Source organism: Halalkalicoccus jeotgali B3 (assembly GCF_000196895.1).
GTDB lineage: Archaea > Halobacteriota > Halobacteria > Halobacteriales > Halalkalicoccaceae > Halalkalicoccus > Halalkalicoccus jeotgali.
The window spans coordinates 1734267-1759319 of record NC_014297.1; the positions used below are offsets into that span (position 1 = coordinate 1734267).

Sequence of the window (25053 nt, forward strand, 5' to 3'; positions counted from 1 at the left end):
GACGGACCAAATGCGTTGTGTCGACCCGGACGAGTCCGAACGGTAAAGACACCCCGACCCCCACGAACTGACATGAACGATCCCGAGGTGACCCTGACGGTTCGCGGCGCCGAGAAGCGCGATGCGGGTCGTGGGGTCGCCCGCCTGCCCGAAGCTGCCCGCCAGGCGCTCTCCGTGCTGAGTGGCGACACCGTTCTCATCGAAGGCGAGCGAATCACCGTTGCCAAAGTATGGCCCGCCGGCCCGAGCGCCGAAACAGGAACGATTCAGATCGACGCCGATACGCGCGCGAATGCCGGCGTGAGCATCGGAGATACCGTCTCGGTCCACAAACAGACCGTCGAGGATGCCCGCTCGGTGACGATCACGCCGCCCGTCTCGATCTCCGCGGAGGACGCAGAAAGTGTCGAACGAGCCGTGAAACGCGACCTGCGGGACCGGCCGGTTCGGGCCGGCGAACGCGTCCGGATCGAGCGCCTCGGGGTCGGCCCGTTTTCGATCACCGACACGAACCCGGACGGAACCGTCAGGATCACCGACTCGACGCGGGTGACGGTGCCGGCGGACGTCGAGGCCGCAGAAACCGCCGAGAGCACGGGTGACGGCCGGATCAGCTACGAGGACATCGGCGGGCTCGACGACGAACTCGACCTCGTCCGCGAGATGATCGAACTCCCGCTTTCGGAGCCTGAACTCTTCCGGCAGGTCGGCATCGACGCGCCCAAGGGCGTGTTGCTCTACGGGCCGCCGGGTACGGGGAAAACGCTGATCGCCCGCGCCGTGGCGAACGAGGTCGATGCGAGCTTCCACACCGTCTCGGGCCCGGAAATCATGTCGAAATACAAGGGCGAAAGCGAGGAACAACTCCGGGAGGTCTTCGAGAGGGCCAGGGAGAACTCGCCGTCGATCGTCTTCTTCGACGAGATCGATTCGGTCGCGGGAAAACGCGACGATTCGGGCGACGTCGAGAACCGCGTGGTCGCCCAACTGTTGAGCCTGATGGACGGCCTCGATGCCCGCGGGGACGTCGTCGTCATCGGCGCGACCAACCGCGTGGACTCGCTCGATCCCGCACTGCGCCGGGGCGGGCGCTTCGACCGCGAGATCGAGATCGGCGTCCCCGACGCCGTCGGCCGCCGAGAGATCTTCGAGGTTCACACCCGAGGGATGCCGCTCGCCGAGGAGGTTTCGCTGGACCGGCTCGCCGATCACACCTACGGCTTCGTCGGCGCGGACATCCACGCACTGGCGACCGAGGCGGGGATGAACGCCCTGCGGCGCTTTCGCTCCGATGGGGGGACGCTCGCCGACCTCACCGTCACTCGCGCGGATTTCGACGGGGCGCGCGCCGCGGTCGACCCCTCGGCGATGCGCGAGTTCGTCGCCGAAACCCCTCAAACGAGCTTCGCGGACGTCGGCGGGCTGGATGAAGCGAAACAAACCCTCCAAGAAGCCATCGAGTGGCCGCTTTCCTACACTGAATTATTCGAGAAGACCGCGACCGAACCGCCATCCGGGGTGTTGCTCTATGGGCCGCCCGGCACCGGAAAGACCCTGCTGGCGCGCGCCATCGCCAGCGAGAGCGGCGTCAACTTCATCCACGTCGCCGGCCCCGAACTGCTCGATCGCTACGTCGGGGAAAGCGAGAAAGCCGTCCGCAAGGTGTTCGAGCGCGCGCGCCAGACGGCCCCGTCGATCGTCTTCTTCGACGAGATCGACGCGCTGGCCGCCGAACGCGGCGGAGGACATGAGGTGACCGAGCGCGTCGTCTCGCAACTCCTGACCGAACTCGACGGGCTGGCGGACAATCCCAATCTAGTGGTGCTGGCCGCGACCAACAGGAAAGAAGCGCTCGACCGGGCGCTGATCCGACCCGGTCGTCTGGAAACCCATATCGAGGTACCCGCGCCCGACGAGGCCGGTCGCAGAGCGATTCTGGCGATCCACACCCGCGAGAAGCCGCTGGGCGAGGACGTCGACCTCGACGCGCTGGCCGCAGACCTCGACGACTTCACCGGTGCGGATCTCGCGGCGCTGTGTCGGGCGGCCTCGATGCGCGCGATCCGGGAGGTCGCAAGCGAATACGGTCCCGAGGAAGCCATCGAGCGCGCGGACGAAATCGAGATCAGAAAGGAACACTTCGAGGCCGCACGCGAGGGGATCGAACCCTCGCGCTAATCGGCGGGCTCGGCGTTTTCGGCGCCCTCGTCGTTCGTGTCGCTGTCGGCGGCGGGCCACTCCCACTCGTCGTTCGCGCCCGGTGGACTCGCGATCTTGGTCTCGCCCGCCGTGATTTTCTCGCCGCGTTCGACCCGCAGGTCGGGGTAGTGGATCTCCGGCGGGAGCAGAACATCGACGCGGCTCCCGAAGGCGATGTGGCCGAGTCGCTCGGCGCGTTCGAGTTCCTCGCCCTCCTCGACGTAGGGAGTGATCCGACGGGCGAAGGCGCCCGCGATGAGGGTTACCTCGCTCTCCTCAAAGCCGATCCGGACCTTCTCGTTTCTGTCCGACTCCTTCGAGAACGCCGGGCGATAGCCGCCCGACTCGTGCTCGACATGCTGAACGACGCCGTCGTCGGGCGCGCGCACGACGTGGACGTCGTGGACGTTCATGAAGATGCAGACTCGCAGCTGGTCGCCCTCCGTTCTGATCTCCGAGATCTTGCCGTCGGCGGGCGAGACGATCCCCGTAAAGGGCGGCGTGCGCTCGGGGTCCCGGAAGAAAAACAGCGTCCCGGCGGCACCGATCACGAACAGCCCTCCGAGCATCGGGCTGACGACGAACGCCGGAAAGGCGAGCAACAACAGGGGCACGACGTACCACCACGCTCCCGAGGCGAACTTCATGGCTCGCGATTCAACCCCCTGTCATACGGGTCTTTCGCTTGCGCTAAGTGCTGTCTGAGGCCCTTTTCAGCACAGCATCCGAACCGACCGACGGTCGCCAGCAGATATATGTATGTTGTATGATGATAATACACCGAGTCTCAGATGGATCACGAGCATGATATCGTCGAACGAGCCGTCGAAGACGTCCTCAGGGAGAAGGCGAAAGCGAGCCTCCTCGCCGTTGTTTTCGCGTTTTCGTCCGTCTTCGGACTACTGATCGTCGCGTCCTCGTTCAACAGAGGGGTCCTCCTCATGGCGCTCGGCGTCGTCTTCGGTCTCACCATCGTCGCCTCCAGTCTCCGATATCTCGGGCGGAACGTCTCGGTCCTCGTCGGCTATCGTCCCTGAACGGAGCTACCAGAACGCCTGCGTCCGGGCGTACTCGCGTTCCTTTTCCAAAATGTCCCGATAGAAGTCGTCCTCGCTCTCGCGGTGGTTGTTGATGATGTAGGCGGCGTTGCGAGGACCGACACCGCGTGCGGCGAGTGCGATCACGGCCTGCTTACCGTGGCCCTGGACGAGACTGGCGGCCGTGTAGGCCCGCCGGGTCGCCTTCTCCTCCTCGGTGTCCTTTTCGTTCTTTCGGACGGCCTCGACGACCTCCTCGGCCCACGGGTTGAGCGCGGCGACCATCGTCGACCCGCAGTTGGGACACTCGGGCTGCTCCGCGACGCGCTCGACCTTCTGGGTACGGTCCCATTCCTTGCAGTGCAGACAGGCCAACAGTACCCGGTCCTCCTTGATCCGCTCTCGCACCGTCTCGATCACGCTCGCGTCGGCGTTCTCCGGCGAGAGCAGTTCCGTACTCGACGATCGGCCCCCGATTCCGAGCGGCGTGCGCTCGCCGACCCGGGACAGGGCGAGTTCGCCCGACTGAACCCGTTCGAGCACGCGGGCCGCACTCGGGACGTCAAGGTCCTCGTGAAAGACCTCCCGCACCGCCTCCTCGTACATGGGGGTGTCTTCGAGCGCACCCAACAAGCGGTCCATCGAGATCCGCTCTCTGGATCCCTGCCAGGATTTGAGCGCGCCGAACTTCGCGGCGACCTGCGCGAGGCGGAACTTGAGCGCGTCGGAGTTCTTCAGACTCAACTCGATCAGCGCCTCGACGTGTTCGGGGTCCGTCCCTTCGAGAACCTCGACGACGTCCCGGGCAGCGATCCCCGAGGGAACCGTCAGCTCGATCCGGTAGGGGTCGGTTTCCAACCCGACCGACGAACCGGTTCGCTGGCCCAAAAGGGCAGAGAGCAACCTCCCCAAAGTCTCGTTTACCTTGTGGCCGAAGCAGGCGTTCACCACCACCGTGCCGCCCGAGAATTCGATCAGCAGGCGGTCCTCGTCGGGGATCGGGTGGCCGGTCTCGACGTGGCGTTCGATCGGCGAGAGCGCCTCGCTTGCGGTGTGGCGGTCGGTCGGGTAGCGCGAGACGAACTCACGGGCGACCGACTCGCGTGTCGCGCCGCCCTCGAACTGCGGGGCGGCCACCCGCCGGAGCTCGCCGACGTTCTCGGCAACCGCCTGGGGAACGGGGATCTCCTGGCCGACCCAGGAGGGGATCTCGCCGGTCGGGTTCTCGACGGGGCTCACTCGGACTTTTTCCTCTTCGTCCTCGATCTCGACGATCCGCCACATCTCGCCTCGCTGGATGAACGTCGCACCCGGCTCGGCGAAGGTGGTGACGAAGCGCTCGTCAAGGGTGCCGACCCCGCGGCCGCTCGCGACGTCGCGGACCTCGAAGGTCGCCTCGTCGGGGATCATCGAGAGGTTCGCGTAGACGTACTGCCAGGTGCCGCCCGATTTCTCGAGGCTGTCGCTTTCCTCGTCGAGCCAGATGATCCGGTTGTTCGAGAGCTCCCGGACGACCTCCCGAAACGTCTCCTCTGGCAACTCGGCGAACGGTGAGGCGTGGGTAACGATCTCGTAGGCTTTTCTGGCGCCGATCTCGCCGTGGCCCATTACTAACCCACTGATCTGGTTCGCGAGCGTATCGAGACTGCCGGTGTGGATCGCCGCCCGCTCGACGTCGCCCCGACGAGCGCGGTCGACGATCGCGAGCGCTTCGAGCGCGTCGTCGGGGCTGGTGGCGATCACGGTCCCCTGTGAGACCTGGTCGCTTCGGTGGCCCGCCCGCCCCACGCGCTGGAGCAGCCGCGAGACCTCCCGGGGGCTCGAGTACTGGACGACGTGATCGACCTGCCCCACGTCGATCCCGAGCTCCATCGAGGACGTACACAACAATCCGTCGAGTTCCCCGGCTTTGAACGCGTCCTCGACCTCGATTCGGGCGTCCTTCGCGAGCGAGCCGTGGTGCACCCCGATGTTCGCCTCTAGGACGTTGAACCGCGACCCCAGCGCTTCGGCGGTCTGGCGCGTGTTGACGAAGATCAGTGTGGACTCGTTCTCCTCGACGACTTCTCGAATCGCTCGCACGTGGCTCGCCATCTCGGGTTCGGTGACGAGTTCGCTTGCGAGCCCCTCGTCGCCGGGTTCGATCTCGGGAGTAAGCACGCGCAGATCGAGCCGGCTCCCCGCCTCCACCTCGCAGATCTCGCAGGGCCGGTTCCCCGTCAGGAAGGCGCCCACCGACTCGGGATCCCCGACGGTCGCCGAGAGGCCGATTCGCTGGAAGTCGCCCGCGAGTTTGACCAGCCGTTCGAGGGCGATCGCCATCTGCGCGCCGCGTTTCGAGGCAGCGAGTTCGTGGACCTCGTCGACGACGACGAATTCGATGTCCGAGAGGGCCTCCCGGAGCTTCGAGCCGGTCAGCATCGCCTGCACCGTTTCGGGAGTCGTCACGAGCACGTCCGGCGGGTCGTTGGCCTGTTTCTGGCGCTGATAATCCGAGGTATCGCCGTGGCGCACCGCGATTTCGATTCCCAATCGCTCGCCCCACCAGTCAAGGCGTTCGCGCATGTCGCGGTTCAGCGCCCGCAGCGGCGTGATGTACAGTGCCGAGAGCCCGAAGGGAGTCTCCGAGCGGGTGATCGAATCGAACACCGGCAACATGGCGGTCTCGGTCTTGCCGGTTCCAGTGGGCGCGATCACGAGCGCGTTCTCCCCGGCGGCAAGCGGCGCGATCGCTGCGCGTTGGGGCGCTGTCGGCGTCTGAAACCCTCGCTCGGAGAGCGCTGCCCGGACCTCGCTGCCGAGGTGTGTGAAGGTCGCAGAACCCGACACGGCCCGCTGTTCGCTCATCGGATCTCGTACGTGTCGGAGGAAAGTAAGCGCGTTGCCTGCCCACTCTCAAACCGCCTCGTAAGGTCCTAGCCGCGTTCCGTCGAGCAGGTACGCCTCGCCCCCGTCCAACCCATCAGGCAAAAACGGACAAAGAAAGTCCTGACCGACATTGACCCACGTCCCACCCATCAGTTCGTTGAACGCCGGGAACACGACCAGATCGGTGTCCGTCCACGCACCCACACGATCCGCGAACGGCTCCCGGGAAAGCGCGCCCCGGAGCCACACCCGTTCGGTACGAGTGCCGCCGACCTCGTCGGTCAGCCTGACCTGCGGGTGTTCGTGACCCACACAGACCACCCGGGCACCGAGCACCTCCGGTGCGGGCCAGCTGTGACCGTGGCAAAAGCCCACGTCGCCGAGCCGACAGCCCCCACCCGAGGTAACGGTCACCGCGGGGATCGACCCGGGCGTTCGGGGCGAGCGGGCGTTCTCGACGATTGACTCGATGTCGCCGTCGTGGTTACCCTTGACGATCGTCACGGGAACAGTGAGGGATTCGAGGAAGACCTCGATCTCGCCGCGCTCCGCGCCGCCCGGCCCGCCGATCGAGTGCATGAAGTCACCGAGGATCACGAGCCGGTCGGCGTCCGTCTCGCCCAACAATTGTTGGACACGTTCGCGGCGTTGTTCGGCGCGGCTCGCGACCTCAACGCCGTTCTCGTAGCGAAGCGCCCCCTCGATCCCGGCGTGGAAGTCCGCAAGCACGACCGCGCGTTCCGTACCGAGATCTACGCGTGCGGCGGGTTCGCCCGGAATCGGCTCGACGAGCGCCATCAAATGGGCTTCAACACGTCGTCCTGGGGCTCGTAGCACCGCCCGCTCAACAGCGCGCTGTCGATGGCCTCGTCGACTGTCTCGGGGCCGACGCCGGCCTCGTTCGCGACCCGCTCGATCACTTGCTCGCGGTCCGCGCCGTCGCCGTCGGCGAGCTCTTTCATCACGGCCATGGCCCGGTCTTCGACGTCGACGTCCTCGTCGGGCGATTCGTCCCCGGTGGTTTCGTCCACGCCGGACGTGGGCTCGGTCCCCGAGTCAGCGACGCCCTCGGTGTCCGTTTGCCCGGCCGGTTCCGTGACGTCGGTTGTCTCGTCGCTCGGCCCGTCAGGCTCGGGAACCTCGATATCCGCCTCGCCGGGGTCGTCGACCTCGTTGCCCGAGGAGAAGTCCATGTCGAACTCGGATTCGATCTCGGCGCGCTCCTCGGCGTCGAACTCGTAGAGTTCGTTCTCGTCGGCCGCGGCTTCGGTCGGCTCGTCGTCCGCTTGATCCGTCCCGGACGTCTCCGAGTCCTCGACGTCTAACCGGTCGCTCGGTTCCTCGGTCTCCGAGGGCGACGCCCCGGTCGCGTCGGCCGTCCCGGTCCCGTCGACCCCCGTCTCACTCGTTTCGGACGGCGTTTCAGTCGGCTCTCCCTCGCCACCCTCCGCCGCCTCAACCGCACCGGTGTCCGGTTCGGATTCGCTGTCGAGTTCGGTCTCCGGTTCTTCCTCGGCGTCCGCCGTTGTCGGCTCGGCTACGGGAGAGGGTTCGGACGGTTCGCTCGTCTCGGCCGTCTCCTCGGCTTCGCCGGTGTCGGACCCGGCGACCGTGGCGTCCCACAACTCGCCGAGAATGACGGCTCGACCGTCGTCTTCGCCGGGGGTGATCCCCGGCGGCGTCACCTCTTCGGCCTCGCCGGCGACGAGGCGGGCTGTATCGAGCGCCGTGTCGCGAAGCGCCGACAGATACGCGGGCGTCGTCGCGTACTCCTCGCGCGCCAGCCCGACTCCGCTCGTCGGATCGCTCTCCCCGCCGTCGAGGACGCGGGCGAACTCGCCCACCCGTCCGAGAGTGTGTTCGGCCGCCTGGACGGTCCAGCGATCGCGCGTCTCGGCATCGACCTCCGCGATGCTCTCTGGGCGAACCGAGGTGTAGACCCGATCCGAATCCTCGGGCTGGAAGGTGTTCGCCTTCCCCGTCACCGCGACGAACATGGGCGGGTCGGCCCGTTCGAGAAAGGCCAGCGCGTCGGGCTGGTACTGGCCGGCATACACGACAAAGGCGCCCGTCGGGTCGACCACTCGTGCGCGGACGACCTCCTCGTTGACCCGCTCGACCTCGGTGAGGACGCCGACGACGAACAGCCGGTTGACCCGCGCGCCCGACGGCGTGATTACGTATTTCGGGGCGCGTTCCTCGTCGCTGTCGGCGTATTCGAGGCTTGCAGCATCGAACTCGCAGGCGAACAGTCGGTGGGCGATCTCGCGGGTTCCGGGTCCGGAATCGCCGCTCGAAGCGCCCCCGTTCTGGTTCGAACTCATTCGCTCACCTCCGCGAGCAGCGCCGTAGCACGCTCGGCCGGCGGTTCTGTGACCTCGTGGAATTCGCTCGCGTTGAGGTTCGCGCCGTACTCGTCGATGCTCAGCGAGCCCCGCACTGCGTACTCCCGACCGACGAGCGTCTCGCGGATCGAATCCGCGACGACCTCCTGGTCCATCGCATCGCGGGCCTGCTCGCGCGCGTCGTCGATGTCCCCGCCGTAGATCTCGCGGGTCAGCTCGGTCCCCAGGATCGCGGTCACGGTACCGGTTCCGTCGTCGAGGATCGCCTTCACCCGGAGGTCGTCCTCGCCCTCGACCTGCCCGTGGCTGCGACACTGCCCCTTCTGAACCATTCGACCGCACTCGGGACAGCGCTGGATGAGTCCCGAGCCGTCGCGCACGGCGACGATCGTTCCGACTAACTCGACGTCGAACGCCCCGCCGCTTTCGACCGCCTCGCCGATGGGTTTTCGGGGGGCCGAGTCGCTGACCGCGATCTCCCGGTCGAGCGCCGAGACGGTCGTGAACTCGGAACAGTTGACCGAGGGGGCGCCCCTGAACTCGCGGATGTAGACGTTCTCGAAGCGCAGGTCGGCACCCTCGCGGATCTCCTCGCGTGGTTCCCAGTCGGTAAACGGCAGTCTGGCGCTCTCGTCGCCGAGCACGCCCGAGAGGATCTCGGTCTCGCCGTCCCGTCCGTCGATGGTCCGGGTCTCGACTTCGAGGATACGGGCCTCGACTGTCAGCCCCCGGTCGCCCGGTTCGACGCCTACGAGATCGCGTTCGCCACCGATCTCGTGGGGCACGTCGAGAGTCTCGTCCTCGAAGGCGAGCGACGTCGATTCGCCCAGGTTGAGTTCGGGGTGGCCGTCCCACTCCCGTACCCCGGCGTTACCCGCCGTGACCGTATCGCCGGGCGAGAGGCCGAACTCCTCCCAGGCGGTGTAGTCGATGGAGCCGCTTGAATCCGCGAGCACGCCTTCGGTGATCACCTGCTCGTTACCCTGATAGCGGATCGAGCGTTTCCCGGCCGTCAGCACGCGGGCGGTGACGGTGACGTTGCTGTCTGCGGTCGTGATCTCGCCGATAGCCTTCGATTCGGGTTCGCTCCCCGTCGAGGCGCCGCCGTACTTCCGGCGGAGACTCTGGACGGCCTCGTCCATCGGCACGCTGTAGGAAACGAGGTTTTCGAGATCCTGTTTGACCTCCTCTTTGTCGATACCGAGGTCGGAGGCGAGCGCCTCGGCACGTTCGTCTACGCTCATCACCCCCCATTTGAGCGCGGTCAGGCATAAACGGTCGCCCAGCGGACCGGAACTGGTTTTCGCCGTCCCCGACAGGAGCGGGTATGGACGTCGTCGTCAACGCCGCGACCAGCGCCGACGGGAAGCTCTCGAACCGACGGCGCGAACAGATCGCGATCAGCGGCCCCGACGATTTCGACCGGGTCGACGACCTCCGGGCCGAATCCGACGCCGTCATGGTCGGGGTCGGGACCGTGCTGGCCGACGATCCCCACCTCACGGTCGACGAGTCCACCAGTGCGGTCCGTACCGAACGCGGCGAACCACCCCAGCCCGCCCGAGTCGTCGCGGACTCGCGGGCGCGCACGCCGCCCGATGCGAGGATCCTCGACGGGGTGGCCAGAACTTACCTGCTCGTGAGCGAGGCCGCCCCCACGGAACGGGTCGAACGCCTCGAAGCACAGGATGCGCGGGTCATCACGGTAGGTGATGACCGGGTCGATCTCGAAGACGGGTTCGAAACGCTCGCCACCGAAGGTATCGACCGCCTCCTGGTCGAGGGCGGGGGCGAGCTCATCTTCTCGCTGTTCGAGGCCGATCTGGTCGACGAACTCTCGGTGTTCGTCGGCCCGACGATCATCGGCGGGCGCGAGGCGCCGACGCTGGCAGACGGTGACGGGTTCGTCGAAGGGTTCCCGGAGCTGTCGCTCGAATCGGTCGAGCGGCTCGATCGCGGTGTCGTGCTCCGCTGGCGCGTCTGAACCGGTACAGAAGAAGGGACGAGCGGTCTCGTCCCCATCCACCTTCGTAGTTCGCGCCGGTCGAAACCAGCGCACGCTTCCATCGTAATTATAACATGATAAATAGTTCGATGTTCGTTCGTCGGACGCCGCGTTCGCTCGGTATCACGCAGACTCCCGTCGGTACGGACGGACTCCGGTTCGAGACGTCGACTGACCTGTCCGTATACCGGACCAATTGGCGGCGTTCGAAGGCGGCGGGGAAACGACCGACAGCCTATTCGTCCGGTTGTCCCACATCGAACCATGAGCGACGACGGGCTGATCGAGCGGGCCATCGACGAGGCGCCGATCGGGATTACGATCGCGGACGCCACGCGGGAGGACGACCCGCTGATCTACATCAACGACGCCTTCGAGCGGCTCACGGGCTATCCACCCGAGGAGACCCTCGGCACCAACTGTCGATTCCTGCAGGGAGAGCGGACCGCGGCCGAACCCGTCGCGACAATGCGCGAGGCGATCGAGGCCGAGGAACCGACCTCCGTCGAACTGCGCAACTACCGCAAGGACGGCACCGAGTTCTGGAACAAGGTCGACATCGCCCCCATCCACGAGGACGGCGACGTGACCCACTTCGTCGGCTTTCAGACCGACGTGACGGCGCGAAAGCGCGCCGAGCGCGAGGTCAAACGCCGGGTCCGGGAGGTCGAACGCGAGCGGCGCAAACTCCAGGACGTGCTCGATCGCATCGAGGGCCTGCTGGAAGACATCACCCGAACCCTCGTCGGCGCGACCACCCGGGAGGGGATCGAGCGGGCCGTCTGTGACAGGCTGGTCGCGGAGGGAGTCTACGACGCCGCCTGGATCGGGGAGCGCGACCCGACCACCGAGGAGATCGTCCCCGAGACGTGGGCAGGGGCGCTCGACCCTGCCGCGAGCGCGCTCCCGACCGACCGCCGGGAGGATCCCGCCGCGTGCGCGCTTGTGAGCGGGGACGCTCGGTTCGTCGCCGGCGAGGACGTCCCGGCGTGGCACGAAACCGTCAGAGAGCAGGAGACGCGGGCGATGGCCGCGCTGCCGCTGATTTCGGGCGAGACGGTCTACGGGGTATTGGTCGTCTACGCCGCCCGCCCCGACGCGTTCGACGACCACGAGCGGGTGGTCTTGGAGTCGATCGGACGGGCCATCGCCAACGCCTGTAACACCCTCGAGAGCCGGCGGATCCTGACCGCCGACAGCGCCGCCCAACTGACGTTCGACTTGGGGAGCGAGGACCTGTTTTTCGTCTCGCTGTCGGCCCGGACGGGCTGTCGCTTCGAGTACGAGGGATCGGCCACCGACGGCGACTCGCTGCTGTTTTTCACCGTCGAGGGGCTCGATCCGACCGCGATCCTCGACCTGGCTGCCGACTACGAGTCGGTCACGGAGACGACCGTATTGACCGCAAACGACACCACCGGCCTCGTCGAGTTCCGGCTGTCGGGCATCTCGCTGGTGACGAAACTGGCAAACAGGGGCGTGCGCATCCGGTCGATGCACGCCGACCGGGGGTCGGGCCGTCTCGGACTCGTCGTCCCCGGGGGCGTGAACCCGCGCTCGGTCGTCGAACTGATCACCGAGTCGTGTCCGAACGCGACGCTCGTCGCCTCCCGGGAGTACAACCGCCCGCCCCAGACCGACGACGAGTACCGCCTCTCCGTGGAGGGCGAACTCACCGACAGACAACGCCTCGCGCTCAGGAAGACCTACGTCAGCGGCTACTTCGATCCCGATCGACGGATCTCGGGCCAGGAGATCGCCGCTTCGATGGGCATCAGCCGCTCGACGTTCCATCAACACCTCCGGGCGGCCCACCGGAAGCTGCTGGGGGAGTTCTTCGATCGGGAGTTACCCGACTAGTCGGGTAGATCGTTCATTATCCCTGCGCTCTTACCAGTAATCGGAGTTACATCATGCCACAACGATCGGGTATCTCACGGCGGCGGTTCGTACAGCTCGGGGGCGGCGTCGCGGTCGTCGGCCTCGCCGGAGGATTTGCGAGCGCGGACAACCACAGCGACGATCAGGCGGAGGGCGGCGACTCGATGGACGACGGCGGGGAGACCGCCAACGTCCGGGTGGCCCACCTCTCGCCGGACGCCCCGAACGTCGACGTCTTCGTCGACGACGAGGCGGTACTGGAGGACGTTCCCTTCAAGGCCGTTAGCGACTACCTCGAACTCCCCGCCGGCACCTACAACGTGAAGGTCGCACTCGCCGGCGAGGGCGCCGACGCGGCGGTGCTGGACGAGGATCTGGACGTTCCAGCGGCCGACCTGACGGTCGCGGCTGTCGGCGAGGTCGCAGACGAGAACCAGTCCCTCGAACTCGCGGTACTGGAGGACGACAACAGCGATCCGGGCGAGGACACGGCCCGCGTGCGCGCGGTCCACGCCTCGCCGGACGCCCCCGCGGTCGACGTCGTGGTGGCCGAGACCGGTGACGCCCTCTTCGAGGGCGTCGAGTTCGGCGATGCGGCCTACGCGGAGGTGCCCGCCGGGGAGTACCGCCTGTGTATCTACCCCGCCGGCGAGCGCGAGGAGGCCGTGCTGGGTGCAGACGTCGAGGCGATGGGCGGGACCGTCGCCTCCGCGTTCGCGACGGGCTACGTCATGCCCGAGGAGGCTCCCGCAGACGAGGCGTTCGACATCGTTCTCGCCGTCGATTCCGACGGCGAGAACTGACGGCTCCGTTCGATCCGTTTTTTCGTACCTGCCGAGCCAGCGACGTCCAGTCCCGCTACGTTAACTGTCGGACCCGCCTACGAACCGTATGAAGGAACTCGAGTACGCGATCGAGGCGGCCGACGAGGGGACCTTCGAGAACGTCGCGGCGGCTTTCATCCGCTCGCGGGGCTACCGGACCAAGGAGTTCCGTGCCGACACCGGCGAGTGGAGCGCGCGGATCTGGATGCGTTCGCGCCCCGGCATCGCCTGTGCGAGCGTCGCCGCGGACTGGCGGGAGGCGCTTCGCGCCTCGGCCCGGAAAGTAAAACGCATCGAGCGCGAGCGCGGCGAAGAGTACGGCCTGTTCGTCTTCGTCACCAACCGGGACGTCACCGGCCTCCAGGAGTTCGACATGGAAGACGAGATCTGGAAGGAGTACGGCTGGCGCCTCCGGCTCTATCACCGCCAGGACCTCATCGGCGAACTCTACAACACCGCTCCAGGGCTGGCCAAACACCACCTCGACATCAACCTCGGGTTCGACACCGACCACCTCGCGACCCTCGAGGAACTGCGCGACGAGCGCCTCGACGGAATTCGGGCGCGGGACGGCGCGGCGACCGAACTCGCCCCCGGTCCGGCCGTGGCCCTCCACGTCGTCCCGAACGGGATCTTCTCGTTCGAGCGCCGGTGGGCTTCCTCGGAGATCCCCGACCCGAGCGTCCTCGCGGCGACCGACACGCCGGCCGTCGACGCCCGCGAGACCCTGAAGATCGCCTACGACCGGGACGACGACGAGTACGCGGGGTACGGGCTGATCCGACACGACGGCCTCTACGAGTCGGCGACGACGCGGCTGTTTCGCTTGTCCGGGGACGAACTGCTGGTGCGGACCGCGGGCGAGACGGCCGGACTGGACGCCGCGGTCGTCGCCGCCGTCCGCGAGGCGCTCGCGGCCCTCTCGTCGATGGGATTTTCGGCGACGGCCTCGGTCTGGATCTCGGTGCTCGACGCCGCCGACGCGCGGCTGGATCACGACGACGCCCACGGGCCGACCGGTCCGTTCGGGTTCGACCGCTACTCGACCCGGGTCGCGACGGCGTCGATCGCCGACCGTGAGCACGCCACGGTCGTCCGGGACCTCGAACCCGCCCTCTCGGAACTATGGCGGGCCTTCGGCCATCCCGACGGCACGCCGAACGTCGAGGACGGCGAGTGGCGCGGGAGGACGATCCCCATCGAAGGAGGACGGTCATCTTAACGAAACGATACATGCAGCACACATATTGGTCGATACACTTTTCACATCGTATTGTTTAGTAGATTCAAACGCCGTGTCCATGGGAACTGTTCAAGCAACTGATGGGTCTGACGACGCGCACCTCGCCGCCACCGCGTTGCTCGGCGCGTATTACAGACAGGACGAGCGCGAGAGACACCTCCTGTCGGGGGACGCAAAACGCGCGAGGGAGGCGGGCGCGGCGGCGCTCGACGAAATGGCGAGGACCTACGAGGTGGAGTTCCCGTGGCTCGATCGCTCGCGGGCGCGGGCGGCCGGCGAGGCGTTCATGCACGGGCTGTTCGTTCAGGACGAGATCGAGAACTGGCCCGTACTGCGGGCGGTCGCGGGCGACGACGTCCTCGACACGCTCGTGAGCGACCCGGGCGCGTACGGGCCGGACCTCGAAGACGATGGTCGCTGGAAGTGGGTCGAGGCGTCCCTCCTGCGGGCGTGTCGGGAGGCCGGCATCGACGAGCGATACGCGCGACGCCAGACCCGCTTTTGGCAGTTACACGGCCAGTCGGATCCGGAGTGGGAGCGGGCCGCGCTCGGGGCTCACGAACTCAAGTTGCGGGCGCTGGTCGAGAACCCATCCGAGAGCGCCATCGAGCGACTGGGGCGGCGGTTCGTCGAGGGGGTTCGCATTCACGACGAGTCGAGACTCGACGAGGCGGTCGCGGTCGTCACCGAATACTACGACGAGATCTTCACATTGCGCTCCGGGAGGCGGTGAGTCTGGGCGACCTCGACTTGCGGATGTACGAGGAGGCGTTCCGAAGCATCGACGCTCCGGCGCTGATCACCGACACGAACATGCTCATCAGGGACGTCAACGAGGCGGGGCTCTCGTTTACGGGCTACGAGTACGAGGAGTTCGTCGGACGGTCCGCGACGATCGTCGCGGGCGACGAGGACACCTATGCCGAGATCGTCGAGACCGTCCTCGAGGGCAAGGCCTGGAGCGGGGACTTCGAACTCCGGACGAAGACGGACGAGGGGGTCTTCGGACGCGGGTCGGTCGCGCCGATCGTCCTCGACGGGGAGACCCGCGGGTACCTGGCGATCTTCATCGACACGACCAAACAGCGACGCTACGAGAACACCGCCGAGGTTCTCAACCGCCTCCTGCGACACGACCTGCGAAACGAACTGAACATCGCCTACGGGAACCTCCAGAACGCCCATTCGCGGATCGGCGACGACGAGATCGGTGCCTACCTCGAACGGGTCGACGAGGCGCTGACCCGCCTCATCGCGAAAAGCGAGCGCGCCCACAGCCTCGGCGAACTCCTCGAGGACAGCTACGAGGCCGAGAACCACCTCGTCCGGCTCGACTACGTGCTCCACGAGGCGATGGTCGAGACCATCGACTCCTTCGAGGACGCGCAGTTCCGCTTCGAGGAGTTCCCCCCGATCCGGGTCGTCGCCGATCACCTCCTCACGACCGTCTTTACCGTCGTCCTCGAGAACGCCGTGGTCCACAACGACGCGCCGACTCCGGTGGCCGAAATCGAGATCGAGGACCATGAGGACGACGTAATCGTGCGCATCGTCGACAACGGTCCGGGTATCGCGGAGGGGGAGGTGGACCTGATCTTCGGACGGGAGGAACAGGACCAGCTCCACCACGGCAGCGGGATCAGCCTCTTTTTCGCCGACAACGTGATCAAGAGCTACAACGGCGACATCGGGGTCGACACCGACAGGGAGGAGGGTGCGGCCTTCGAGATCAGGCTGAAGAAGTCGTCCGACGGCTGAGTCGGACTAGACCGACCCGGTCGCAGTCACTCCCAGAACTCCGGGACGGTCGCGTCGATCTGGTAGCCGCCCTCGAGGAAGCTATCGGAGACGAGCGTCCGCCGGTCGCCGTCCATCGACAGCGGGCCCATGACGTTCGAGAGCAGAATGTCGCGGGTCTCGGTCCGGTGGAGTTCGTACCACTCGTCGCCGTCGACGCTCGCGAGTACGACCGAGTCCGCGGCGCTGTCGAGCATCGTCGAGTATCCGAACGGCATGAGACAGAGCTCGCGGCCCGTTTCGAGGTCCTCGCGGATGTGCCAGCGCCGCCGGGCGTACAGTTCCATGACGTCGTCGTCGGGGTCGGTCCGGATCTCGACGTGGGCGCGCTCGAAGGCGTCGGCGCCGCTCGGTTCGTCGTGCGGGCCATCGCGCTCCCAGCGCATGATCCCTTCGGGCACGCCGTCAGTACCCAGGACGACACAGTCTTTGAACGCGGCGACCTGCGTGACCATCGTAATCGCACCCCGGTCGTCGATCTCACTCCAGGACTCGCCGTGATCGTCCGACCAGTACAGTTGGGAGTTACCGTGATCGCCGATCGCGACCCAGATCCGCTCGGCGTACGGGTCGTACTCGACGTCGTGGATGTGGTGGTTCGCCGCGTCAGTGGTGTGGAGTTCGCGTTCGAGGACCTTCTCGAAGGACCGGCCGCCGTCGGTCGAGAGGATCACTTCGTTGGCGTGGCGTCCCGCCCCGAAATCCGACAGGTGGTAGGTCCCGATGACGACGATGTCCCCGTGGACGGCGTGACCGAACTCGCTCGAAACGCGCCCGTAATCGAACTGGTAGAGCAGCTCCGAACCCTTGAGGTCCTCGTCGATGAGGTGGACCTTCCCGCCGGTCTCACCTCGTCCCCCGGTCGCGGCGATGATCCGGCCGCTGTCGGGGACGATGACCATCTGGACGTACTCCTCTTTGGTCCCCTCCTCCTCGAAGGAGTAGAGCGTCTCGGTGGTCTCCCACCAGTCGTCGCTGACCACCACGCGGGGACTGTCGCGCCCGTAGATGCGTCCGTCCCGGTCGATCCAGACGGGGTAGCCCGCCTCCTGCTCGTTGTGGATCTCGAGGTCGTAGTGGTAATAGGGTTCGCCGTCCCCGCCCTCGGGTTCCGGCCCCTCGGCTTCGGGTTCGGTCTCCATTTTCGTCCCTTCCGGGTCAGTGTCGTCGACGGCCGTCCGTGCCTCTTCGGGGTCCTCGTCGGCCGTACAGCCCGCGAGCGCGACGCCGAGTCCCGCCGTCGCGGCCGTCCGCTCGATGAACCGTCTCCTATCCATAACATAGATGATATTTTACAGACACATAAATTTATTGATGTATTCGGACGAACAGGTCGAGCGCCGGCGGTTCAGTCGACGACCGGGACGTCGTCCCGGATCACGTTCCGCCGGCGCTCGCGGAGTTTCGAACCCGTCGCCGCACCGCATCGACGAGTGCCCACGAGGGCAGCCTCGCCGAGGGCGACGGCGGTCGGACGGGGGTCGTCGACCGAGACGAAGGTGTGTTTCGGCCCGACGAATGCCCGTAGGAACGGTCCGACCGCCCCGACGTTCCCTTCCGCGAGGTGATGACCCAACCAGTTGATGTCGCCGTACAACAGTCGTCGCTGTAGTACGTCGGTTCGGTACGTCGGCGGCGGGTCCGGTCGCTCGCCCCGCAGGAGTTGGTAATGATACCACGGGAAGTCGACGCCGCTGTTGATCGCAAGCGGGAGCGAGCCCCAGTAGCGACCGTTCATCTCGATGAGCCGGTACTGGCCCCCGGGCGTGCGCATGAACTCGACCTGTGCCGGCCCGGTCCACTCGAGGGCCTCGATCAACTCACGAGCGTGCTCGAACATCCGCCGGTTTCGAACGCCCGACAGAAGCGTCGAGTTCCCGCCGCTCGGGGGGTCGGTCCGCAGTCGCCGCTCCTGGAAGTGGACCAGAACCTCGCCCCGATCCGCCAGCACGACCGTGGTCTGGGTCTCGCCCGGAACGTACTCCTGAATCAACGGCGGGTGTGCCTCGAAGGCCGCGCTCGACTCGGATATCGTCCGGTAGACGCTGTCGAGTTCGTCGGGCGAGTCGGCGTAATGGGAGTCGTCGACGCGGCTCAGTTCGTGGGTGCCGTCCTCGGTCCAGATGCTCTTGCTGCGGGATTTCACTACGACCGGATACGAGAGATCCCCCCGTATCCGGTCGAGGTCGGCCGGCGACGTCGGTGCGACCGTCGTGGGTGCCGGAACGTCGAGTCCCTCGACGATATCGAACGTCCTCGATTTGTCGTACGCGAGCGAGAAGGTCTCCCAGTCCTCGGTGGCGACTTTCGTCCCGGTCCGTTCGAGGTCGACCTTGTGCCGTGCGAGAAGCGCCGTCGTCTTGTCCGTCGCCGGGACGACGGCGGCGTAGTCCTCGTCGGTCAGATGGTCCGTCAGGTGATCCAGAAAGGCGTAACAATCGACGTCGGGGTCCGGATAGACGTAGCTATCGGCGGCGTATTTCGATTGCGGCCCGAGAGCGAACGTGCTGTCCGCCCCGGCGGTGACGCTGACGTCGTGTCGTCCGAGCGATCGAACGATGCTGAGGGCCGAGTGTCCGTGGCTGTCGAGTACGAGTACCTTGTTCATCGTTAATGTCTCCCTGTAGAAGCGACCGTGATAGCGCTTGACCACTCGATCACGCGTCTGCTGGACGACAAACCTGGTACGACCGTTCGTCCCATTGTAATGGCGGGATTGTTCCCGACCCGGGGGGCCGAACCCGGTAAGGGGACCGTACGACCGGTTTAGGGTGACCGTACGATCGGTAGGGTCGGCCTATCCGTCGTCGTCCCGGGTCGGCCGGCCTACACCGCATCCGCCCGCATCACTCCGTTGTGGCGGTCTCTGCCCCGGTTCGCTTCGCGAGTGGGGGTAACGGGACGTACCCCCGTCGTCGTGACGGAACCGTCCGGGTGATTCGAGTCACTTCGTGGGGCGTGCGACATCACCGATACGCGTCAGCGAGATCGTCCGCGAGGACGACCTCGTGCTCGGCCGCGAGCGCTCGGGTCTCCTCCTCGGAGAGGTGGGACTTAAACCGGCGGACGCGTGCGGGCACACCGGCCGCGATGGCGTGAGGTGGGAGATCGTCAGTAACCACCGCGTTCGCACCGACGACGGTGTTTTGCCCGACCGAGACGCCCTCGGTCAGAAACGCGAACGCTCCGATCCAGCAGTGATCCCCGATCGCGGTATCGCCCTCGCTAACCGCGAGGCCGTCGTTGGTGTTGGGCGCGGTGCTCATGTCCTGATCGGCGATCCGGTTTCGCGTATAACAGAACACGAAGTGACTCACGGCCGTGTTCTCGCCGATCCGGACCGTCCCGCCCTCGGCCTGAAGCCGCGAGTGGCGCCCGATGTAGGAGTTCGCCCCCAGTTCGATTCCGCCGTCGCCGTACAGGAGGATCCCCGGCCCGTTGAACTCGAAGGTCCGGTCGATGTCGTAGTCATTCCTGTAGCGGGCGTACTCCCGTCGATAGCGGGCCGCCTCGAAGAACTGGCCGACGGACCCAGTCAGGTCGTTGAACAACAGCGCGTTCGTCACGGGGTTCTCGACCAACTGCCGTTCGAGTGCGCGGAGCATACCCGACACACGGGCGGCCGTCCGATTGTTACGCCTCGATTTCCGAGCGACGAGGTCCCCCGTACGAAAGTCCGCGGACGTCCCCCTCGCGGGCGAGCCTGCGTCGCTACCGCGGTCGGCGAGTTCGGTCTGCCGACCGCCCCCCACGGAGAGCGATCCTCCAGAGGACGACACAGGCGATGGCGAGGACGGCCAACACGACTGCACCGAGACGTCGAACCGCACGCGGAGGGAGAGCGCCCAACTGATCGGCTACGGATGGCGATTGATAGACGACGATTCCGAGCCAGAGCGCGGCCGCCGCGACGATCGCCACGGTGGCGAGCCACTCGGGGGTAATCCACGTATCGTCCGGTCGCAACCGATCGGAGAAGTGAGCACGTGCGGGAACGACCGACAGCAACACCCCCGTGAAGACGATCGCAACCGCGTAATCGCCGCGTCGAAGCATCGAGAGGGCCGCCCCCGCCGTGAGCAGCACTACCGTCCAGGTGTGTGCCCTCCGAAGTCGAAGCTGCAGCCCGCGAGCGAGAACGAGCAATCCGACACCGAGGAGGATCGAGACGAGATGCGACGCCTCGACGACCGACAGGGGAAGCAGCCGATCCAGCGGCGCGAGTCGCGTCACCCCATCGGGTAACACACCCACGAGAACCAGTATCGCCCCGGCAACGGTCGTCACGCCGGCCAGGAGATCCGGGACCGTTTGCGCCGCCCACGTCCCGAACGCGTTGAGGTCGCCGATCTCGTTCGAACGTCGGTCGATGCCGAGCCGTACGCCGACGATCACGACGGCGACGGCGAGCGGGAGCAGGTAGTAGAACAGGCGGTACACCAACAGCGCCAGCACCGCCGTCGGGAGCGGGATCGAGTCCGGCCGGAGCGCGAGAAACGTCGCCTCTAGCGCGCCCAGACCGCCGGGAACGGGAGCGACCGCGCCGACGAACTGGGCACCGAGGATGGCGGCTAGGACGGTCGTGACCTCGGAGAGTGATGGCGAGAGGAAGACGAGCAGGATGGCGCTCGTAAACAGCCAGTTGCACGCTCCGAGCAGCAACTGTCCGATCGCGAACCGCCGCGACGGGACGACCATTCGAATTCGTCCGCGACCGATCGCGTCCCATCGCCCGCTGATGAACACGTACCCGGCGACCAAGGCGAGCAACGCGACTCCTAGAACGCGACCGTCGCCGACGCCCGCCGGTTCGATCACGGTCGGATCGACGAGTACCAGGGGGCCGAACAGCGCGAAGAACCCCAGCCAGTTCGCGACGAAGGAGAAGGCGACGATCCTCGCGGCGTCGCCCGCGGAGACGCCGAACGTGGCGTAAATCCGGTACCGGATCGATCCGCCGACGACGAACGAGATGCCGACGTTGTTGCTCACCGCCAGACTGACGAACGAGGGAAGCGCGACCCGACGAATCGCGTGGGGCCGCTCGATATACCGAAACCCGAGGACGTCGAACCCGATTAGGGTCGCGTACGTTGCGGCGGTCAATCCGACGGCCCCGACGAGGACGACCGGACTGTAGGCCTCGACGCCGTGAAGGAACCCCTCGGGGGAGACCAACCTGAACTCCCGGTAGAGCGCGACGAGAGCGACCCCGAAGACGACGAGTGCGAACAGCACCTTGAGGACGGTGAGGGCCGAACGGAGTAGCGGGCTGTCTCGCATGGGACTGCAGTGGTATCCGGTGTAAGCATCCATAAATATTGGCCAGTTGAAATTTGTGAGCGGGCCTACCAACCCGTCGACGACAGCATGGTCGCTACCACCATTGAGCCTGATTGACACGCCAGCACGTGGGACACCGGCGTTGGCAGCGACTTTCTAGTCGTTCCGTTTCCAGTAGAGATCAGCCGGTGTAACCTCGCCGATCGGTGTCGACTCGATACTCACGCTGGTCTACCCTCATTACACTGCACTAGTGAGTTGACGTGGGTCAACCACCGGTAGAGATGCGTCGCGAACAGATATTTCTTCTCAGATTTATCTCTAGTGAATAATGGGAAAGAATTAATTTCAGAGTGGGGTCGGAGGGATTTGAACCCCCGATCGACTGATATCTCCGGTCGCGTCTCGGTACTCCAGAGGGTCGTCAACGCGGCGCGATGATCAGTCGGCCGCTCCGTATATCAGTCTGGAGTCTCGTCACCGAACGCGTACGCCGTAGCGTACCACGGCGTATACCTCTGGAGTCAGTCGCCATTCCGGGCTTGGCCACGACCCCGCGCCCCGACGTACGCCCAAATCACCTAAAGGGGTTTCGATTACTCCCGGTCGGTCTCGTGCCACTCGCAGTTCTGGCACTTGTAGCCGGTGACGAACTCGCTGACGCTCGGCATGTAGCCCACCTGCAGGACGTCCCCGCCACAGTCGGGACACGTGCGCTCGGCGTCCTCGATCTCCGTGGCCTCCATCGGTCGCTCGCCCTCGATGAGTTCGGCGAGTCGCACGGCGTTGACCATGCGACCCTCGACGACGCGGTTCTGGCTCATGGGTCCTTTCAGACGGGGCGGCCACAAAAGCACCGCGCTACAGCCAGGGTTCGCGCTCGCGTTCGGGTGCCTGCCCGCGGTCGGACCCGTTTCGCTCCTCGTCGGTTCCGCCGTCCGCGGCGGCGCCGTCGGGTGCTGGTCCGCCGATCCCGTCGGCGGGGTCGAACGCGAGCACGCCGGCGACGATCAACACTGCGAGGGGCGCCTGCTCGAAGACGACCCCCAACAGCGCAAGCGGGAGGACGCCGAGTGCGACCGCGCTCCCGAAGCGAAACGAGTCGATATCGAGGTTCTGGCGCAGCCACGGGCTAGCGAGCGCAACGACGAGCGCGAAGGCGACGCCGACGCCGGCGGCCGCGACCGCCCGGCCGACCAGCGCAGGATCGGGCAAAACGACGACCTCGAAGCCAGAGGGATCGACACTCGCGACGAACCCGAGGCCGACGATCACGGCCGGCGAGGGGAGATACTCGCCGATCCGGGCGCTTGCGGTCTTGGCGGCGATGGCGACGATGACCAGTGCGGCAAAGCGCTCGAAGATCGCGAGATCGATCACGCTCGCGATGGTCGGCGCAAGCGTGGCCTCCAGTGCGGCGAGCGGTATCAGCCCGGCCGCGACGAGGAGGACGACCTTCATCTGTTCTTTCGGGGCGTCGTCCATCTCCGCGAGGATCACCGCAAGCACCGCACTGCCACCGAAGACCAGCAGGCCGACCTGCAGGATCCCCGCGACTGAGTCGATCCCGCCGGCCAGTATCAGCGCCGGGAAGATCCCGTCGATCAGCGGGAGGAACATCACGATCGCAAGCAGCTTCGCGGGGCCCGAAACCGCCTCCCGGAGACCGAGCGCCCGTTCGAGTCTGAGCGCGACGGGGTGTCGGGAGCTACTCATGACGATAGCGTAACGACTCTCGTGGTTCCCGGTCGCTGCCGACCGCTGGCGCGAGAACCCGTTTGAACCCCATCAAAGTCGCGAAGCCGGTGAATGTGGCGCCGAAGTCGGTTCGCTGTCGACTCACATTCCATCCGGTCGCGCTGATAGCGTCCATACATCGTATAACGTTGATGAATATTCATAAGCGTTGTGTGGGTGATGTCGTCATCCAGCAGTACGCACGTCCGATCATCGGCGTACATTCCCGGTCGAACGTCCACAATTCTGTGCCGGTGGAGCGACGGATTCCCCGGATCCGACCGTCATTCGCTTTTCCTGTCTCGCAACCCTTTTGGGCGGGCGTGGCAGACGATTTATATGGCGAGTACCGCTTTCCTCGACAAACTCGACGTACCGGAAGCGCTGACGTTCGACGACGTGTTGCTTCGACCCAAGGAGAGCCGCGTCGAACCCGACGACGCCGACCTTTCTACACGCGTGTCGACGAACGTCTCGCTCAACGTTCCCGTCCTCTCGGCGGCGATGGACACCGTCACCGAGAGCGAACTGGCCACCGAGATGGCCCGCCAGGGCGGGCTGGGCGTGCTCCACCGGAATATGGACGTCCCCGAAATGGTCGACTCGATCGAGCGCGTCAAGCGTGCCGACGAACTGATCATTCGGGACGTCGTGACCGCGAGCCCCGAGCAGACAGTCCGAGACGTCGACGCGATGATGGAACGCGAGGGAGTCAGCGGCGCCCCCGTCATCGACGAGGAGCAGGAAGTCCTCGGCATCATCTCGGGCACCGACATCCGGCCGTATCTGGAGGTCGGCGAGCGCGACGCGGTCCGGGAGGCGATGACCGACGAGGTCATCACCGCCCCCGAGGACGTCTCGGCGCGGGAAGCCCTCGAACTGATGTACGACCACAAGATCGAGCGCGTCCCCATCGTCGACACCGAGAACCGACTCCAGGGACTGGTCACGATGCAGGGGATCCTCCAACGCCGGGAGTACGGAAACGCGATCCACGACGCCGAGGACCGACTGCGAGTCGGGGTCGCCGTGGGCCCGTTCGACGATGAGCGCGCGGTCGCCGCCGACGAGGCCGGCGCGGACGTGCTCTTCATCGACTGTGCGCACGCCCACAACATGAACGTCATCGACAGCGCGCGGGCGATCACCGAGAACGTCGAGGCCGACGTCGTCGTCGGCAACGTCGGGACCCGCGAGGCCGCCGCCGAGATCGTCGAGTTCGCCGACGGCCTCAAGGTCGGGATCGGTCCCGGCTCGATCTGTACCACCCGCGTGGTTTCGGGCTCGGGCATGCCCCAGATCACCGCCGTCGCACAGGTCGCAGACGTCGCGAGCGAGTACGACGTCCCCGTGATCGCCGACGGCGGCATTCGTTACTCGGGCGACGCGATCAAGGCGATCGCCGCCGGCGCCGACGCCGTCATGCTCGGGTCCTATTTCGCGGGCACCGATGAGGCACCCGGGCGCGTCATCACCATGAACGGCAAGCGCTACAAACAGTACAGAGGAATGGGCTCGGTCGGCGCGATGCGCTCGGGCGGGGGCGACCGCTACCTGAAGGACGAACCCGACGAGGAAGACGAGTACGTCCCCGAGGGCGTCGAGGCCGCGACACCATATAAGGGCAGCCTCGAAAGCGAACTCCACCAACTGACGGGCGGGATGAAAAGCGGGATGGGCTACGTCGGCGCGGGGACGATCCCGGGGTTCAAGGAGCGCGCGGAGTTCGTGCGCGTCTCCTCTGCCGGCCAGGCCGAAGGCCACGCTCACGATGTCGTGATCACCGACGAGGCACCCAACTACAGCCCGACACAGGAGTAGGGTCGCCGCTCGT

Annotated in this window: 20 protein-coding genes and 1 tRNA gene; 9 read left to right on the forward strand and 12 right to left on the reverse strand. The window is 66.3% G+C overall.

Translation table 11 applies throughout. The features are described 5' to 3' along the window. Nucleotides 1–72 precede the first annotated feature (72 nt). A complete protein-coding gene (locus HACJB3_RS09105) occupies nucleotides 73–2178 on the forward strand; it encodes a CDC48 family AAA ATPase (RefSeq protein ID WP_008417267.1) in 2106 nt (701 codons plus the stop codon). On the opposite strand, the gene HACJB3_RS09110 is transcribed toward HACJB3_RS09105, so the two are convergent. Next, nucleotides 2175–2846 carry a protein sorting system archaetidylserine decarboxylase gene (locus HACJB3_RS09110; RefSeq protein WP_008417266.1) on the reverse strand — a complete coding sequence of 224 codons (672 nt, stop codon included), beginning with the start codon at nucleotides 2844–2846 and terminating at the stop codon, nucleotides 2175–2177. The two genes, HACJB3_RS09105 and HACJB3_RS09110, sit on opposite strands and share 4 nt — an antisense overlap. A gap of 144 nt (nucleotides 2847–2990) precedes the next feature. On the opposite strand from HACJB3_RS09110, the gene HACJB3_RS09115 reads away from it, so the two are divergent. After that, nucleotides 2991–3236 (forward strand): hypothetical protein, encoded by a 246-nt coding sequence (locus HACJB3_RS09115; RefSeq protein ID WP_008417265.1) that lies wholly within the window; start codon nucleotides 2991–2993, stop codon nucleotides 3234–3236. Between the two features lie 6 nt (nucleotides 3237–3242). Here the strand turns inward: HACJB3_RS09115 and HACJB3_RS09120 are convergent, their stop codons facing one another. The 4 genes from HACJB3_RS09120 to HACJB3_RS09135 are packed head-to-tail and all read right to left on the reverse strand — an operon-like array spanning nucleotide 3243 to nucleotide 9693. Then, on the reverse strand, nucleotides 3243–6083 hold the full coding sequence (locus HACJB3_RS09120; RefSeq protein ID WP_008417264.1) for a DEAD/DEAH box helicase: 2841 nt from the start codon (nucleotides 6081–6083) through the stop codon (nucleotides 3243–3245). Nucleotides 6084–6131: 48 nt separating this feature from the next. Further along, complete coding sequence (locus HACJB3_RS09125) at nucleotides 6132–6902, reverse strand: metallophosphoesterase (protein WP_008417263.1); 771 nt, start codon at nucleotides 6900–6902, stop codon at nucleotides 6132–6134. Next, nucleotides 6902–8428 carry a hypothetical protein gene (locus tag HACJB3_RS09130; RefSeq protein WP_008417262.1) on the reverse strand — a complete coding sequence of 509 codons (1527 nt, stop codon included), beginning with the start codon at nucleotides 8426–8428 and terminating at the stop codon, nucleotides 6902–6904. The genes HACJB3_RS09125 and HACJB3_RS09130 overlap by 1 nt, the downstream gene beginning before the upstream one ends. Further along, nucleotides 8425–9693 (reverse strand): Single-stranded DNA binding protein, encoded by a 1269-nt coding sequence (locus HACJB3_RS09135; RefSeq protein ID WP_008417261.1) that lies wholly within the window; start codon nucleotides 9691–9693, stop codon nucleotides 8425–8427. The genes HACJB3_RS09130 and HACJB3_RS09135 overlap by 4 nt, the downstream gene beginning before the upstream one ends. A gap of 83 nt (nucleotides 9694–9776) precedes the next feature. On the opposite strand from HACJB3_RS09135, the gene HACJB3_RS09140 reads away from it, so the two are divergent. From HACJB3_RS09140 to HACJB3_RS09165, 6 genes are all read left to right on the forward strand, one after another. Beyond that, nucleotides 9777–10433: a 2,5-diamino-6-(ribosylamino)-4(3H)-pyrimidinone 5'-phosphate reductase gene (locus HACJB3_RS09140; RefSeq protein WP_008417260.1), complete on the forward strand. Its 657-nt coding sequence runs from the start codon at nucleotides 9777–9779 to the stop codon at nucleotides 10431–10433. 285 nt (nucleotides 10434–10718) lie between these two features. Next, entirely contained in the window at nucleotides 10719–12314 is a 1596-nt protein-coding gene (locus tag HACJB3_RS09145; RefSeq protein ID WP_008417259.1) for a bacterio-opsin activator domain-containing protein, read from the forward strand. Nucleotides 12315–12367: 53 nt separating this feature from the next. Beyond that, nucleotides 12368–13138 carry a DUF4397 domain-containing protein gene (locus HACJB3_RS09150; RefSeq protein ID WP_008417258.1) on the forward strand — a complete coding sequence of 257 codons (771 nt, stop codon included), beginning with the start codon at nucleotides 12368–12370 and terminating at the stop codon, nucleotides 13136–13138. 88 nt (nucleotides 13139–13226) lie between these two features. Next, a complete protein-coding gene (locus HACJB3_RS09155) occupies nucleotides 13227–14381 on the forward strand; it encodes a hypothetical protein (RefSeq protein ID WP_008417257.1) in 1155 nt (384 codons plus the stop codon). A gap of 79 nt (nucleotides 14382–14460) precedes the next feature. Beyond that, nucleotides 14461–15135: a hypothetical protein gene (locus tag HACJB3_RS09160; protein WP_008417256.1), complete on the forward strand. Its 675-nt coding sequence runs from the start codon at nucleotides 14461–14463 to the stop codon at nucleotides 15133–15135. Nucleotides 15136–15158: 23 nt separating this feature from the next. Then, a complete protein-coding gene (locus HACJB3_RS09165) occupies nucleotides 15159–16160 on the forward strand; it encodes a sensor histidine kinase (RefSeq protein ID WP_013199473.1) in 1002 nt (333 codons plus the stop codon). A 26-nt stretch (nucleotides 16161–16186) separates the two neighbouring features. On the opposite strand, the gene HACJB3_RS09170 is transcribed toward HACJB3_RS09165, so the two are convergent. From HACJB3_RS09170 to HACJB3_RS09200, 7 genes are all read right to left on the reverse strand, one after another. After that, nucleotides 16187–17476, reverse strand: coding sequence for a hypothetical protein (locus tag HACJB3_RS09170; RefSeq protein ID WP_008417254.1), 1290 nt, complete (start codon nucleotides 17474–17476; stop codon nucleotides 16187–16189). Between the two features lie 71 nt (nucleotides 17477–17547). Further along, the gene (locus tag HACJB3_RS09175; protein WP_008417253.1) at nucleotides 17548–18807 is read right to left on the reverse strand and encodes a carboxylate--amine ligase; all 1260 of its coding nucleotides are present in this window, start codon (nucleotides 18805–18807) and stop codon (nucleotides 17548–17550) included. A gap of 358 nt (nucleotides 18808–19165) precedes the next feature. Beyond that, complete coding sequence (locus HACJB3_RS09180) at nucleotides 19166–19804, reverse strand: acyltransferase (RefSeq protein WP_008417251.1); 639 nt, start codon at nucleotides 19802–19804, stop codon at nucleotides 19166–19168. Nucleotides 19805–19910: 106 nt separating this feature from the next. Further along, entirely contained in the window at nucleotides 19911–21482 is a 1572-nt protein-coding gene (locus HACJB3_RS09185) for a lysylphosphatidylglycerol synthetase family protein (protein ID WP_008417250.1), read from the reverse strand. Nucleotides 21483–21836: 354 nt separating this feature from the next. Beyond that, nucleotides 21837–22038 (reverse strand) — tRNA-Trp (locus tag HACJB3_RS09190). A gap of 40 nt (nucleotides 22039–22078) precedes the next feature. Continuing rightward, on the reverse strand, nucleotides 22079–22306 hold the full coding sequence (locus HACJB3_RS09195; protein ID WP_008417249.1) for a DUF5795 family protein: 228 nt from the start codon (nucleotides 22304–22306) through the stop codon (nucleotides 22079–22081). Nucleotides 22307–22343: 37 nt separating this feature from the next. Beyond that, on the reverse strand, nucleotides 22344–23198 hold the full coding sequence (locus tag HACJB3_RS09200) for a DUF5794 domain-containing protein (RefSeq protein ID WP_008417248.1): 855 nt from the start codon (nucleotides 23196–23198) through the stop codon (nucleotides 22344–22346). A gap of 360 nt (nucleotides 23199–23558) precedes the next feature. Between HACJB3_RS09200 and guaB the strand changes: the two genes are divergently transcribed. Then, nucleotides 23559–25040, forward strand: a complete 1482-nt coding sequence (guaB, locus tag HACJB3_RS09205; RefSeq protein ID WP_008417247.1) for an IMP dehydrogenase — start codon at nucleotides 23559–23561, stop codon at nucleotides 25038–25040. Nucleotides 25041–25053 lie beyond the last annotated feature (13 nt).